Annotated in this window: 13 protein-coding genes and 1 pseudogene; 7 read left to right on the plus strand and 7 right to left on the minus strand. The window is 71.5% G+C overall.

What is annotated here, in order from left to right:
• Positions 1 to 58: 58 nt before the first annotated feature.
• Both ACFXPK_RS22780 and ACFXPK_RS22785 read right to left on the minus strand, forming a co-directional pair.
• Entirely contained in the window at positions 59 to 736 is a 678-nt protein-coding gene (locus ACFXPK_RS22780) for a response regulator (protein ID WP_385078077.1), read from the minus strand.
• A gap of 1 nt (position 737) precedes the next feature.
• Positions 738 to 1,937 carry a sensor histidine kinase gene (locus ACFXPK_RS22785; RefSeq protein WP_385078080.1) on the minus strand — a complete coding sequence of 400 codons (1,200 nt, stop codon included), beginning with the start codon at positions 1,935 to 1,937 and terminating at the stop codon, positions 738 to 740.
• Positions 1,938 to 2,259: 322 nt separating this feature from the next.
• Here ACFXPK_RS22785 and ACFXPK_RS22790 point away from each other — a divergent pair, with 322 nt between their 5' ends.
• Positions 2,260 to 3,714, plus strand: a complete 1,455-nt coding sequence (locus tag ACFXPK_RS22790) for an alpha/beta hydrolase (protein WP_385078083.1) — start codon at positions 2,260 to 2,262, stop codon at positions 3,712 to 3,714.
• Between the two features lie 44 nt (positions 3,715 to 3,758).
• Here the strand turns inward: ACFXPK_RS22790 and ACFXPK_RS22795 are convergent, their stop codons facing one another.
• Both ACFXPK_RS22795 and ACFXPK_RS22800 read right to left on the minus strand, forming a co-directional pair.
• Positions 3,759 to 4,025, minus strand: a complete 267-nt coding sequence (locus ACFXPK_RS22795) for a DUF397 domain-containing protein (protein ID WP_385078086.1) — start codon at positions 4,023 to 4,025, stop codon at positions 3,759 to 3,761.
• Entirely contained in the window at positions 4,022 to 4,846 is an 825-nt protein-coding gene (locus ACFXPK_RS22800; protein ID WP_385078108.1) for a Scr1 family TA system antitoxin-like transcriptional regulator, read from the minus strand. Before ACFXPK_RS22800 ends, ACFXPK_RS22795 begins: the two co-directional genes overlap by 4 nt.
• Before the next feature lie 111 nt (positions 4,847 to 4,957).
• Between ACFXPK_RS22800 and ACFXPK_RS22805 the strand changes: the two genes are divergently transcribed.
• From ACFXPK_RS22805 to ACFXPK_RS22825, 5 genes are all read left to right on the plus strand, one after another.
• Complete coding sequence (locus ACFXPK_RS22805) at positions 4,958 to 5,392, plus strand: ATP-binding protein (RefSeq protein ID WP_385078088.1); 435 nt, start codon at positions 4,958 to 4,960, stop codon at positions 5,390 to 5,392.
• An 89-nt stretch (positions 5,393 to 5,481) separates the two neighbouring features.
• Complete coding sequence (locus ACFXPK_RS22810) at positions 5,482 to 6,396, plus strand: NADP-dependent oxidoreductase (RefSeq protein WP_385078090.1); 915 nt, start codon at positions 5,482 to 5,484, stop codon at positions 6,394 to 6,396.
• Positions 6,397 to 6,429: 33 nt separating this feature from the next.
• Complete coding sequence (locus ACFXPK_RS22815) at positions 6,430 to 6,909, plus strand: MarR family winged helix-turn-helix transcriptional regulator (protein WP_385078093.1); 480 nt, start codon at positions 6,430 to 6,432, stop codon at positions 6,907 to 6,909.
• 82 nt (positions 6,910 to 6,991) lie between these two features.
• Positions 6,992 to 7,813, plus strand: a complete 822-nt coding sequence (locus ACFXPK_RS22820; protein WP_384993864.1) for a peptidoglycan recognition protein — start codon at positions 6,992 to 6,994, stop codon at positions 7,811 to 7,813.
• Between the two features lie 41 nt (positions 7,814 to 7,854).
• A complete protein-coding gene (locus tag ACFXPK_RS22825) occupies positions 7,855 to 8,355 on the plus strand; it encodes a GNAT family N-acetyltransferase (protein ID WP_385078096.1) in 501 nt (166 codons plus the stop codon).
• Between the two features lie 35 nt (positions 8,356 to 8,390).
• On the opposite strand, the gene ACFXPK_RS22830 is transcribed toward ACFXPK_RS22825, so the two are convergent.
• From ACFXPK_RS22830 to argS, 3 genes and pseudogenes are all read right to left on the minus strand, one after another.
• Entirely contained in the window at positions 8,391 to 8,525 is a 135-nt protein-coding gene (locus ACFXPK_RS22830) for a hypothetical protein (protein ID WP_385078099.1), read from the minus strand.
• Between the two features lie 476 nt (positions 8,526 to 9,001).
• Positions 9,002 to 9,358: pseudogene (locus ACFXPK_RS22835) on the minus strand (methyltransferase domain-containing protein); the annotation flags it as partial.
• Positions 9,359 to 9,871: 513 nt separating this feature from the next.
• Positions 9,872 to 11,656, minus strand: coding sequence for an arginine--tRNA ligase (gene argS, locus ACFXPK_RS22840; protein ID WP_384993871.1), 1,785 nt, complete (start codon positions 11,654 to 11,656; stop codon positions 9,872 to 9,874).
• Positions 11,657 to 11,860: 204 nt separating this feature from the next.
• Between argS and lysS the strand changes: the two genes are divergently transcribed.
• On the plus strand, positions 11,861 to 13,630 hold the full coding sequence (lysS, locus tag ACFXPK_RS22845; protein ID WP_385078102.1) for a lysine--tRNA ligase: 1,770 nt from the start codon (positions 11,861 to 11,863) through the stop codon (positions 13,628 to 13,630).
• Positions 13,631 to 13,671: the final 41 nt, after the last annotated feature.

Consider the following 13,671-nt stretch of genomic DNA (forward strand, 5'->3'; position numbering starts at 1 on the left):
CGGGGACACCGGGTACGGGGAAGCGCCGCCGGGCGGCGGGGAGTCGGTGTCCGTGGGGTCATTCCTCCGCGTCGCGGACCAGGAGGGCGATCTGCACCCGGTTCTCGACGTCCAGCTTGGTGAACAGGTTGCCGGTGTGCGACTTGACGGTGGCGACGCTGATCCGCAGCTTCCGGGCGATCTCGGGGTTGCCCAGCCCGTCCGCGATGGCCCGCGCGGTCTCGTACTCCCGATCGGTCAGTCCGGACAGCTTCTGCCGGGCGGCCTCGCGGGACGAGCCGCGCGCGTGCGGCGACCGTGGGCCGGTGGCCGCGGCGATCACCCGGGCCGTGGCTGTCGGGGACAGCACGGGGTTGCCGTCCGCGACGCTCCGCACCGCGTCGAGGATCCGCCGCGGCGGGGTGTCCTTGAGGACGAACCCGAGGGCGCCGGCCTCCAGCGCGCCGAGCACCAGATCGTCGGAGTCGAAGGTGGTCAGCATGAGCACCCGGGGCGGTGCCGGCCGGGTGAGGATCTCCCGGGTCGCGCTGAGACCGTCACGGCCGGGCATCCGTACGTCCATCAGCACGACGTCCGGCCGCTGTTCGTCCGCCACGGTGATCGCGGCGTCCCCGTCCGCCGCCTCCGCGACGACGGTCATGTCCCGTTCGCCGTCGATGACGAGCCGCAGCGCCATACGGACGAGCTGATCGTCGTCGGCGATGACGACCCGCACCGCTTTCCGCTCGCCGTCCACTTCAGGCTCCCCTCTCGTGGGTGGGACCCGGCCAGGGCAGTTCCGCGCTGAGCAGGTATCCGTTGTCGGACGTGGGGTGATGGGCGAGCAGCCCGCCGGCGAGGCCGACCCGTTCGGCGAGACCGAGCAGCCCGAACCCCGATGCCGGTGGCCTCGCGTGCCCGGCGCCTGCCGAGGCCGTGGCGGCCGGGGAGTTGCGGACCCGGACCTCCAGTCCGCCGCCCGCCGTTCCTTCGAGAGTGATGTGCACGGGTGCGCCCGGGGCGTGTTTCGCGGCGTTGGTCAGCCCTTCCTGGACGATCCGGTAGCAGGTCCGCCCCACGACGTCGGACGGCTCCCCCGGTACGGCGGTGGTGAGCGTGACATCCAGGCCCGACGCACGGGCCTCGGCCGCGAGTTCGGGGATCCGGTCGAGGGAGGGCTGCGGTGGCTCCGGGCGGTCCGGGTCGGCCCTGAGCACCCCGAGGACGTCCCGCAGCTCCTCCAGGGCGTGCTGGGATCCGTCGGCGATGCCGCGCACCAGCACGCGGTTCTCCTCGGCGGTGAGGCCGTCGCCGCGGTGGTCCAGCACCCCGGCCTGCATGGCGACCAGGGAGATCCGGTGCGCGAGCACGTCGTGCATCTCCCGGGCGATCCGGTTCCGTTCCCGGGCCCGCGCCTGTGCCGCCCGCGCGGTCTGCTCCCGCTCCGCGCTCTCCGCCCGCTCCCGCAGGGAACGCACCTCGACCCGGCGCGCGCCGACGGCGATGCCGGCGGCCGCCGCGATGCCCGCGGTCAGCGCCGGGAGCCCGAGCAGGGCCCACCACGAACCGGGCGGGCTCTCGACCGGGTAGAGCAGGACGGAGAACTGCGACGCCACCACGTACGCCAGCCCCACGATCCCGATCTCCACCGGGCGGCGACGGGTGGCGAGCGAACACAGCGCCAGGAGCGCGACACCGGTGGAGAGCACCGACACCGACGAGGCCAGCGTGACCGCCAGGGCGACGGCGAGCGGGAACCGCCGCCGCCACAGCAGCAGCGTCGAACAGCCGAGGGCCACCAGCGGATCACCGGTGAGGAACCAGGGGCCCGGCCCGTCCCCCTGCCGGTGCAGCAGCACACCGGTGGAGAGCCAGGCCGGCCCGCCCACCGCCGCCGCCGCGGCCAGCCGCCAGGTCTGCTGCCACCACCCGAGCCGTGGCGCGTCGTCGATGTTCACCGGGCCAGTATCGCCACACCGGGCGGCCGGCGGATCGGACCAAGGGCTGCCGAGCCCTGACCAAAGTCGCGTTCTCACCCCGACCGCGGTCGGGGCCGGTCCGATCCGCTGGGCCGATGTGCCGGGCGCGCCGCGCCGACAGACTCCTCCACGTGCCGCGGCGGACCGGACACCGGGCGGAGCACCGTCGCACCTGTCACCAGGGTGTCCGGCGGCCGGGCACAGACCCGCCGGGACCGCGCGGTGCACCGGGGCGGTGCACCGCTTCCGTACCCCGCACGCCCGTTCCGGCGCCCTCGTGCGCCCCTCAGGAGGACACCAGATGAACAGAACCCTGTCCCTCGCCCTCGCCGCCCTCACGGTGGCGGCGACCGCGATACCGGGAGTGTCGATGGCGGCGACCCCGGACACCGTCCGGTGGGGCCCCTGCCCGGAGGACGTCGCCGCGCCCCGCCTGCAATGCTCGACGCTCGACGTCCCGCTGGACTACCGGGATCCGGACGGCCGGCAGATCGAGATCGCGATCTCCCGGCTGGCGAGCGAGAACCCCGCGAAGCGGCGCGGCGTACTGCTGACCAACCCGGGCGGCCCCGGCGGCACGGGGCTCGACTTCCCGGCCGTCCTCGCCGGCGCGAAGCTGCCGCAGGAGGTGCTGGACTCCTACGACGTGATCGGCTTCGACCCGCGTGGCATCGGCCGCAGCGAGCCGGTGACCTGCGATCTGACGCAGGAGCAGCAGGAGCGCGGCAACTTCGCGCCGTACGCGCACACCGCGGCCGATGTCGTACGGGAGGTGGGCCACGCCCGTACCGTCGCCGAACAGTGCGCCACCTCGCGTACGGCGTGGATGCTGCCGCACACCACCACCGCGAACACCGCGCGCGACATGGACCGGATCCGGGCGGCGCTGGGCGAGTCGAAGGCCTCGTACCTCGGCCACTCGTACGGCAGTTACCTCGGCGCGGTGTACGCGACGATGTTCCCGGGGCGCGGCGACCGGATCGTACTCGACAGCAACCTGGGTTCCGGCGGTTACGACGCCACCGCCATGCGGAGGCTCGCCCGTGGACTGGAGGACCGGTTCCCGGACTTCGCGGCGTTCGCGGCGGCACGTCCCGAGTACGGCCTGGGCACCACACCGGAACAGGTGACCGCGAAGTTCTTCGAGCTCGCCGACCGGTTGGAGAAGAAGCCGGTCCAGGGCATCGACGGCACGGCGTTCCGCGGGGCCACGTTCCAGTTCCTGTACAGCGACGCGACCATGCCCCTGCTGGCCGAGATATGGCGGTCCGTCGACACGGACAAGCCGCTGCCGCCGCTCGGCCCGCCGGCAACGGACCCGAACGGCCTCATGTCCGGCCGCTTCTACGTGGTCTGCGGTGACTCCCGCTGGCCGGGAACGGTCGGGGAGTACCAGAGGAACGTCGCGATCGACCGGGTGCGCTACCCCATGCTGGGCGGCTCCACGGCCAGCATGAACCCGTGCGCGTTCTGGCCGTCCGAGCGTGTCGAGCCGCCGGTACGCATCGGTGACCGGGGTCCGTCGAACGTCCTCCTGGCGCAGAACGAACGCGACCCGGCAACGCCGCTGGCCGGAGCCCAGGAGCTGCGGCGGGCGTTCGGCAAGCGGGCCACGATGGTGACGGCGGACCAGGGCGGGCACGGGGTCTACCCGTTCGGCCCCAACACGTGCGCCAACGACGCGGTGACGACGTTCCTGACGACCGGCGAGCGCCCTTCGGGAGACCTCGCCTGCGCGGCGAAGCCGAGCGAGTAACGAGAGGGGAGCTGGGCCGTGTTCACCGGATCAGGCCGATGCGCTCAGTCGGCCGCGTACGAGGTGAACGCGGCCCAGGCGGCGGGGGCGAGGGTGAGGACCGGGCCGGTGGGGTTCTTGGAGTCGCGGACGCGGATGGCGGACGTGTCTCCACCGGGGGAGTGCTCAGACCGTTCGTGGGCGACTTCGAGGCAGTTGCCGCCCTCATCGCCGCTGTAGCTCGACTTCCGCCAGTCGTAGGCGACTTCGAGGCAGTCGCCGCCCTGTTCGGTGCTGTAGCTGGACTTGAACCACTCAAGTGCGGTGTTCATTGCTCTCCTCGGATACGGTCCAGCAGGTCCAGGGAGTCTTCGGGTGTGAGGGCCTGTGCTCGCAGCATCGCATATTTGCGCGACATGATGGACACCTCGTCGGCGTCGGCCACCCACTGGCTGCCACGTTGAGTTTCCTGGTAGGCGAGGTGCTGGTGGTCGGGGGTCTCCAGCAGGACGAAGGGTCCACTGAGTCCGGCATGGCTCGTGCGTTTCATCGGTAGGAACTGGACCGAGATACCGGGCAGTTCGGCGCAGGCGCGCAGATGGCCGAGTTGGTCGGCGAAGACCCGTTGCCCCCCGAGAGGCTGCCGGAGGACCGGCTCCCAGATGACAAAGCTTATGGTCGGCGGGGCCTTCTGGTTCAGGAGCCCCTGGCGGTGCATACGGGCGACTGTCTTGGTCTCGATCTCATCGTCGTCGAACGTGGGGACGCGGCTGCCGAAGATCGCCCGTGCGTACGGCTCGGTCTGGAGCAGGCCGGGTAGTACCTGGTTCTCGTACGAGGAGAGGGCGATTGCCTCTTGCTCATGGTCCACGTACTGCTCCGCCCACAGCGGGAACAGATCGATCTCCGGCAGGTTGGTGAGCCCCGCCGACAACGCGCCCTTGGTGTCGAGCAGTTCATCCAGGCGGGCGGCAAGATCCTCTTTAAGCGGTCGCCTCCCGCCTTCAACTGATCGGATAGTCTCTTCATCAAGATTGACGAGTTCGGCGAGTGACTTCTGGGTGTGCCCCGCAGCCCGGCGGAACACCGCCACCTGGGCGCCCAGCATCTTCATCGCGGACGCGTTCTTCTTCGGGCGGCCCCTGGGATTCATGCCGTTCAACTCCCCACACTGCTCGGTACGTGATCCTCACGGGCAGGTACGGGCAGTCCGTACCGCACCACGTACTGTCGCAGCCTAGTCACACTCTGCGACCGTCGGTCCGTGAATGCGACAACTCGCCAATGTGTGATGAGGGAGCGGTTCTTCCGCCGTGACCGCCGGTCCGTCCCCGCTGCCAGGAAGTTCGCCCACGAGGCCCTGGTCGACTGGGCCTTGATCGAGGGGTTCCGCCACGAGGACGTATTGCTCTGCGTGAGCGAACTTTCAACCAACGCCCTGCTGCACGGCGTTCCGCCCGGTCGGGGGTTCCGGCTCTTCCTGCGGTGTGACGGTGATGTGCTCCGCGTCGAGGTGCACGACAGCGGGCCCGGTGTGCCCGAGGTCGTGGATGCCGGGGATGGGGAGGGCGGGCGCGGGCTGTTGCTCGTGGCGGCCTTCGCGGACCGGTGGGGGGTGAGTGACCGGAGCCCCGGAAAGGTCGTGTGGTGCGAGTTCGCCGTGCGGCGGAAGGAGGACTTCCGGATCCCCTCCAGGTGATTACTTGGCCAGCCACATAATCGGTGCTACTTTTATGTGGCTGGCCACAGAAAAGGTCGGCGGGGCATCCACCTGAGGAGACCACTGTCATGAAGGCCATTGTTTTCAACGAGTTCGGCGGCACCGAGGTCCTGCGCGAGGCCGAGATCGACGTCCCCCGGCCCGGCCCCGGCCAGGTCCGTGTGCGGGTCCGGGCCGTCGGCGTCAACCCGGTGGACGGCAAGATCCGCTCCGGCGGCATGGAGGCGATCTTCCCCACCACGCTGCCCGCCGTGCCCGGCGGGGAGATCGCCGGTGTGGTCGACGCCGTCGGTGAGGACGTCGACCACCTGAAGGTCGGGGACGAGGTCCTGGGCTGGTCCGACACCGGTTCCTACGCCCAGTACGCCCTGGCGCCCGCCGCCGTCCTCGCGCCCAAGCCGGCCGGTCTGGAGTGGGTGAACGCCGCCGCCCTGCCCGTGGCGAGCGACGGTGCCGAACGCGTGCTGGACCTGCTCGGTGTCGCCTCGGGCGAGACGCTGCTGATCCACGGGGCGTCGGGTGCGCTCGGCACCATCGCCGTGCAGCTCGCCGTCGCACGCGGCGCCCGGGTCATCGGCACCGCCGGACCGGCCAACCAGGAGTACGTCACCTCGCTCGGCGCGACCGCGCTGGTCTACGGGCCCGGTCTGGTCGAGCGGGTCCGCGCGCTCGCCCCCGGCGGGGTGGACGCCGTCTTCGACGCGGCGGGCAAGGGCGCGCTGGAGGACTCCATCACCCTGCGCGGCGGCACCGGCCGTATCGTCACCACCGCGGACTTCCGCGCCGGTGAACTCGGCGTCGTCTTCGCGGAGGGTCCGCAGCGCCGCTCCGCGTCCCGGCTGGCCGAGCTGGCCCGGCAGGCCGCCGACGGCACACTGGTGACGACGATCAGCGCCACCTACCCGCTGGCGGAGGCGGCCGCGGCGCAGCGGGCCGGCGACGCCGGCCACAACCGCGGCAAAATCGTCCTCACCGTCAACTGACCGATCACCCACACTTGTGACCAGGGAGCAGCCATGCCCGACACCACCTCATCGGAGCTGCCGGACGCGGCGCGTGACGGGCGCTTGAGCTATGCCATCTTCCAGCTCGCCCGTGCCCATCGCGGCCACGCCGCCGCGATGCTGCGCGCCTTGAACCTGCACCCGGGGCAGGAACTGCTGCTGATGCAGCTCTTCGACCGCGACGGCCGGACGCAGGCGGAACTTCTGGAGCGGGCCGGCCTCGACCACTCCACCGTCTCCAAGTCGCTGCGCCGTATGCAGGAGGCCGGTCTGCTCACCCGGGAGCCCGCTCCGCACGACCGGCGGGTCATGGTGGTCCACCTGACCGATGCGGGGCGCGCGCTGCGGGAGCCCATCGCCGACATGTGGCGCACGCTGGAGCAGATCTCCGTACGGGATCTGACCCCCGACCAGATCGAGATGTTCACCGCGTGTGCGCGGACCGTCGAGAAGTCGGTCAGGGACCACGGCCGGCCGGTGTCCGGCGGGTGATTCCGGCCCGGTCCCGGGTTCCGGTCACCCGGCCGGCGTACCCAGCAGCCCCACGCGGCGCCGGTGGGCGCAGGGTGGGGCCATGGGGCAGCGTGGGTTCGACCGGTTCAAGGTGATGGCGGCGCTCTGCCTGCCGGGGCTCTTCCTCGTGACGTGCGACGCCCCCGCAGGTGACCGGCCGGCTCCGCCCCGAGGCGAGGCACGGGCCCGGCCCGCCGGGGCGCCGAGGCCGCCCGTGGTGGAGCGGCGGGTGTGGCGGGCGGACGAGACGGCCGTACGGGAGAAACCGCTGTACACCGGGCCCGTACAGGCTGTGTTTGTCCACCACACACTGCACTCGAACAACTACGACTGCGAGAAGGCCGTGCCCGCCATGCTGCTGTCGATGGAGCGGCACCACATCAACGGCATGGGGTGGGACGACCTCGGCTACAACTTCGTCGTGGACCGCTGCGGGACGATCTACGAGGGGCGCGCGGGCGGCGTCGACCGGGCGGTGAAGGGGGCGCACACGAAGGGCTTCAACGAGCGCAGCGTCGGTATCGCGGCCCTCGGCCACTTCGAGAAGGGCGAGCCCGTCCCGCCGCGCATGCTCCGGGCCATGGCGGCGGTGGCGGCCTGGAAACTGGGGCCCGGCGCCGACCCCAAGGGGCGGACGCGGCTGGTCTCCAGCAGCGACGGCAGCCGGTATCCGGAGGGTACGCCGGTGGAGTTGAGCGTGATCTCGGGCCACCGCGACGAGTACGACACGACCTGTCCCGGCGACGCCCTGTACGAGGCGCTGCCCCGGCTGCGCGAGGAGACGGCCCGCCTGCGGCGCGGAAGAGTCCCTGCCGTGAGCCCCGCGGAGCCCACGAATCCCGCCGACCGGACGGACCCGGCGGAGCCGCGCGGGTCGCGGTAAAACCGGTCGCCCGCCGGCCCTTCCCTCCCTAGCCTGCGTCGATGATGGATTTCGGATTCTCGGACCGGTCGGGGCGCCGCGTCGTCCTGCGGGACGTGGACGACGGGAACTGGCGCGCGGTCGCGGACACGGCGCCTCTGGACGATCAGCGTGACTACGTGCCCGCCCTGGCGGCCCGCTATCTGCTGCTGTCGGCGCGCGAAGGCGTATGGAACTCCCTCGCGGTATGCGCGGACACCACGGTCGTGGGCCATGTCATGTGGGGCCGTGACGAGGACGACGGCTCGTACTGGATCGGGGGCATGCTGATCGACGGCCCGGAACAGGGCAAGGGTGTGGGGCGCGCGGTGGCGCGGACCCTGATGGCCTGGCTGGCGGCCCGCGAGGACTGCCGGGCGCTGCGGCTGTCGTACCACCCGGACAACACGGCGGCCCGCGACCTCTACGCGTCGCTGGGGTTCCGGCCGACGGAGACCGCCGAGGGGGACGAGATCGTCGCCTGGCTCCCGGCGGAGGAGGCCGGAGCGACGGCGGCGGGCTGAGGGCGCGGTGGCGGGGCGGGGCGGGCTCCGCAGGGTCAGGGGTGGCGCGTGGGGACGGTGTGGTCGGGGGTGTCGAGCCAGAGTCGCTGCCCGCCGGGGGTGACGGTGAGGCCGTACCGCGTACGGACCGGTGATCCGGCCCGCTGCCACCAGGTGTACGCGGCCTCCACCTCGCTCCACAGAGCGCGGGGCCCGTGCTGCTGGAGGGGATGGATGTCCGCCCCGGGGACGTGGTCGACGCTCGCCCAGGAGCCGGTGGAGTGGTCGGCCAGCCAGAGCGTGAAGTCGCCTCCGGTGCCGTGGCCGACGCCGTACCGGCAGTGGGGGACGAGGAGGCCGGCGGTGAACCGCCGCGGGGCGGGCGGCGCGGGGGGGGGGGCCGCCGGCCGCCGGGGGGGGGGGGGGGGGGGGGGGGGGCGTTCCCCCGCGGTACTGGGGCGCCGGGCCGGGGGCGCGGGTCGAGGCCGGTGGTCGTGGGCGCGGACGGCCGGGGCCCCGCCCCTACCGTGGCCATCACGTCGCGGTGGGGTGTCTCGCCCCTGTTCCACATGAAGGCGGAGTCACCGATGACCGGGCCGCTCGCGATGGCGTCCTGGCCCCGGGTCAGGCGCAGGAGCACACCGTTGTAGAGGCCCGTCCCCCACGGCAGCACGATCACTCCGCCGGGAGCGGTCTGCTCGACCAGGGCGTACGGCACCCGGTGAAGGGCGCAAGTGGCGATCGTACGGTCGTACGGCGCGTGCGGTGGGCTGCCCAGGGTGCCGTCGCCGGTGACGACGGTCGGCGTGTGTCCGGCGCTCTTCAGGTTCGCCCGCGCCGCGTCCGCGATACGGGGGTCCACCTCCACGGAGACCACCCGGCGGTCGCCGAGCCGGTCGCAGAGAAGAGCCGCGTTGTAGCCGGTGCCCGTGCCGATCTCCAGGACCTTCATGCCGTCCGCGACATCGAGCGCGTCGAGCATGAGCGCGACGACGCGCGGCATGCTCGCCGAACTGCACGGCACGCGCGCCGTCCCGTCGCCGTCCGCCTCGCCGGGTCCGTCCTCGACCTGGGTGACGAGGGCCTGGTCGTCGTAGGCGAGGGCGTGCCAACGGGCGGGCTCGGCGGCGCGGTCGACCGGGTGGTAGCCGTCCTCGCCACGGATACGGACCCAGACGCGGTCGGGGAGGAACCGCGCACGGTCGACCCGGGCGAAGGCGTCACGCCACGTGGACGTGAGGTACCCGGCCCGGACCAACCGGTCGGCGAGGACGGCCGCAGAGCCTTCTCCGCTCACCGTTTCGGCGTCTCCGGGCGCTTCGGGTCAGGCGGAGGGATGGGCCTGTCGGGCTTGTGACCGTCGCTTTCCGCCGTATCCGGTTTGCCGCCGTGAGAACCGGCCATGAGCTCCTCCTTCACCCAGTGGAGACATCCACACCGGAGTCACCATCGGTGATCGAAAAATACCGGAGAGTGGTCGGGGAGTGGGAGGGGTCGCTACCGACCAGTGGTCGCGCACGGTAGCGAAGAAGGGGCGCTACAGGCGCTCAGGGGCCTTGATGCCCAGGAGCGCCAGGCCCTGCTGGAGGGTGCGGGCCGTGATCGCGCAGAGGAAGAGGCGGTTCTCCACCAGGTCGCGGGGGTTGTCGTCGCTCAGGACGTGGCACTGGTCGTAGAACGTCGTGAAGAGCGACGAGAGCTGGTACAGGTACGCGGCCAGCTTGTGCGGCTCGTACGACGACGCCACCTCCGCCAGGACCTCGCCGAACTGGTCCACGTGCAGGCCGAGCGCGCGCTCCGCGGGGGCCAGGGACAGCTCCGGGTGGGCGGCGGGGGGGATGTCGCCCGCCTTGCGGAGGATGGAGCGGATGCGGGCGTGCGCGTACTGGATGTAGACGGACGTGTCGCCGTTGAGCGAGACCATCTGGTCCAGGTCGAACTTGTAGTCCCGGGCGGCCGACGTCGACAGGTCGGCGTACTTCACCGCGCCGATGCCGACCTGCTTGCCGTTCGTGACGATCTCGTCCTCGGAGAGCCCGATCTTCTCGGACTTCTCCCGGACGACCGCCGTCGCCCGGTCGACCGCCTCGCCCAGCAGGTCCACCAGCCGGACCGTCTCGCCCTCACGGGTCTTGAACGGCTTGCCGTCCTTGCCCAGGACGGTGCCGAAGGCGAGCTGGACGGCCTTGACCTCGTCGTTCAGCCAGCCGGCCCGGCGGGCCGTCTCGAAGACCATCTTGAAGTGCAGCGACTGGCGGGCGTCCACCACGTACAGCAGTGTCGACGCGCCCAGGTTCCCCACCCGGTCGCGGATCGCGGAGAGGTCGGTGGCCGCGTAGCCGTAGCCGCCGTTGGTCTTCTTGACGATCAGGGGGACCTGGTTGCCGTCCGGGCCCTTCACGTCGTCGAAGAAGACGCACAGCGCGCCCTCGGAGCGGACCGCGACCCCGGACTCCTCCAGGAGCCGGCAGGTCTCCTCCAGCATGTCGTTGTAGCCGGACTCGCCGACGATGTCGGGGTCCCGGATCTCCATGTCGAGCTGGTCGAAGACCGAGTAGAAGTAGATCTTCGACTCGTCGACGAAGCGCTGCCAGAGGGCCAGCGTCTCCTTGTCCCCGGCCTGGAGGTCCACCACCCGGTCCCGGGAGCGCGCCTTGAACTCCTCGTCGGAGTCGAAGAGCGCCCGCGACGCCTTGTAGAGGCGGTTCAGGTTGGACATCGCCGCCTCGCCGTCCACCTCGCCGGCGTCGGCGGTGGCGGTCGCGTCGTGGTCCAGCTCGTGCGGGTGCTCGATCAGGTACTGGATGAGCATGCCGAACTGGGTGCCCCAGTCACCGATGTGGTGGCGCCGCACCACCCGCTCGCCCGTGAACTCCAGGATCTCGACCATCGCCGCGCCGATCACCGCCGAGCGCAGATGCCCGACGTGCATCTCCTTCGCCACGTTCGGCTGCGCGTAGTCGATCACCGTCGTGCCGGTCCGCTCCCCGTACGGGACGCCGAGCCGGTCGTCCGCCGCGCGGGCCGCCAGGGTCTCGATGATCGCCCGGTCCGCGACGGTGATGTTGAGGAAGCCGGGGCCCGAGACCTCGATCTCCTCGATCAGGCCGGGCGCCGTGAGCGCCGAGACGACCTGGTTCGCCAGCTCTCTGGGGTTGCCCTTGAGCTTCTTCGCGAGCGCCAGGATGCCGTTGGCCTGGTAGTCGGCCCGGTCGCTCCGGCGCAGCAGCGGGTCCGCGGAACCGGCCTCCGGCAGGGCAGCCGTGAGAGCGTCCGCGATGCGCTGATCGACGGTCGAGGCGAGGGAAGTGACCGGGGCCATGGGCTGGGTGCCGTTCCTGTCGGGGGAGAGGTGCTCTGGAGTGTGTGCTTTCCGTAAGAAAGTCCTCCCAGTATCCCATGGGGCAACAAGCCATTTTCGCTCTGTCGGTGGTACCTGGGAGAATGGCGGACGCCAGGTTTGTGGCCGGCGCCGGGTTCGCCGGGCGTACGAGATCGTTCGAGCGTATGAGGAAAGAAGAAGGACGTGCCGATCGTGGCTCAGAGCACCGAGACCGACTGGGTCTCCCGTTTCGCGGATGATGTCATCGCCGAGGCGGAGCGACGTGCGCCGGGCACGAAACCGGTCGTGGTCGTCGCGTCCGGCCTCTCCCCCTCGGGCCCGATCCACCTGGGGAACCTCCGCGAGGTCATGACCCCGCACCTCGTCGCGGACGAGATCCGCCGGCGCGGGTACGAGGTCAGGCACCTGATCTCCTGGGACGACTACGACCGCTACCGCAAGGTCCCGGCGGGCGTCCCCGGTACGGACGCCTCCTGGGCCGAGCACATCGGCAGGCCCCTGACCTCGGTGCCCGCCCCGGCCGGGTCGGCGTACCCGAACTGGGCCGAGCACTTCAAGGCCGCGATGACCGAGTCGCTGGCCGAGCTGGGCGTCGCGTACGACGGGATCAGCCAGACCGAGCAGTACACCTCCGGGGCGTACCGCGAGCAGATCCTGCACGCGATGAGGCACCGCGCGGACATCGACGGGATCCTCGACCGGTACCGGACCAAGGACAAGCCGAAGGCCGAGCAGAAGCAGGGCCAGAAGCAGGGCCAGAAGCAGGGGCAGAAGAAGGCCGAGGAGGCCGAGCTGGAGGCCGCCGAGGGCTCCGGCGCCGCCGCCGAGGACGACGGTGGCGGCGGCTCGGCCGGGTACTTCCCGTACAAGCCCTACTGCGGCGGCTGCGGCAAGGACCTGACGACCGTCACCGCGTACGACGACGCGACGACGGAGCTGACGTACACCTGCGCCGAGTGCGGCTTCTCCGAGACGGTCGCGCTCAGCGAGTTCAACCGCGGCAAGCTGGTCTGGAAGGTCGACTGGCCGATGCGCTGGGCCTACGAGGGCGTGATCTTCGAGCCGTCCGGTGTCGACCACTCCTCGCCCGGCTCCTCGTTCGTCGTCGGCGGGCAGATCGTGCGCGAGATCTTCGACGGCGTGCAGCCGATCGGCCCGATGTACGCCTTCGTGGGCATCTCCGGGATGGCGAAGATGTCGTCCAGCAAGGGCGGCGTCCCCACCCCGGCCGACGCGCTGAAGATCATGGAGGCGCCGCTGCTGCGCTGGCTCTACGCGCGCCGCCGGCCCAACCAGTCCTTCAAGATCGCCTTCGACCAGGAGATCCAGCGGCTGTACGACGAGTGGGACGCCCTGGAGCGCAAGGTCGCCGACGGCTCCGTCCTGCCGGCCGACGCCGCCGCGTACACCCGGGCGACGACCACGGCCGCCGGTGAGCTGCCGCGCACGCCGCGCCCGCTGCCGTACCGGACCCTCGCCTCGGTCGTGGACATCACGGCCGGCGCCGAGGAGCAGACCCTGCGGATCCTGAGCGAGCTGGACCCGGAGCACCCGCTGTCCACGCTGGCGGAGGCGCGCCCGCGCCTCGACCGCGCGGAGAACTGGATCACGAGCCAGGTGCCGGCCGAGGCGCGCACGATCGTGCGCGCCGAGCCGGACGGGGAGCTGCTGGGCTCCCTCGACGAGGAGGGCCGCGAGTCGCTGCGGCGGCTGCTCGAAGGGCTGGACAGCCACTGGTCGCTGGACGGGCTGACGACGCTCGTCTACGGCGTGCCGAAGGTGATGGCGGGCCTGGAGCCGGACGCCAAGCCCACGCCCGAGCTGAAGATCGCCCAGCGGTCGTTCTTCGCGCTGCTGTACCGGCTGCTGGTGAGCCGGGAGACCGGGCCGCGGCTGCCCACGCTGCTGCTGGCGGTCGGGGCGGACCGGGTGAGGAAGCTGCTCGGCGCCTGAGCGGTGGGCGGATACGCGTGAGGGGGCTGCCTGTCCTGGAC

The sequence above is a fragment of the Streptomyces sp. NPDC059142 genome (assembly GCF_042755665.1).
Taxonomy (GTDB): domain Bacteria; phylum Actinomycetota; class Actinomycetes; order Streptomycetales; family Streptomycetaceae; genus Streptomyces.

Excerpts from the sequence above, each read along its gene's own strand:
- ACFXPK_RS22790 (WP_385078083.1), top strand. The coding sequence starts at position 2,260 with ATGAACAGAACCCTGTCCCTCGCCCTCGCCGCCCTCACGGTGGCGGCG.
- ACFXPK_RS22795 (WP_385078086.1), bottom strand. The coding sequence starts at position 4,025 with ATGAACACCGCACTTGAGTGGTTCAAGTCCAGCTACAGCACCGAACAG.
- ACFXPK_RS22800 (WP_385078108.1), bottom strand. The coding sequence starts at position 4,846 with ATGAATCCCAGGGGCCGCCCGAAGAAGAACGCGTCCGCGATGAAGATG.
- ACFXPK_RS22810 (WP_385078090.1), top strand. The coding sequence starts at position 5,482 with ATGAAGGCCATTGTTTTCAACGAGTTCGGCGGCACCGAGGTCCTGCGC.
- ACFXPK_RS22815 (WP_385078093.1), top strand. The coding sequence starts at position 6,430 with ATGCCCGACACCACCTCATCGGAGCTGCCGGACGCGGCGCGTGACGGG.
- ACFXPK_RS22820 (WP_384993864.1), top strand. The coding sequence starts at position 6,992 with ATGGGGCAGCGTGGGTTCGACCGGTTCAAGGTGATGGCGGCGCTCTGC.
- ACFXPK_RS22825 (WP_385078096.1), top strand. The coding sequence starts at position 7,855 with ATGATGGATTTCGGATTCTCGGACCGGTCGGGGCGCCGCGTCGTCCTG.
- argS (WP_384993871.1), bottom strand. The coding sequence starts at position 11,656 with ATGGCCCCGGTCACTTCCCTCGCCTCGACCGTCGATCAGCGCATCGCG.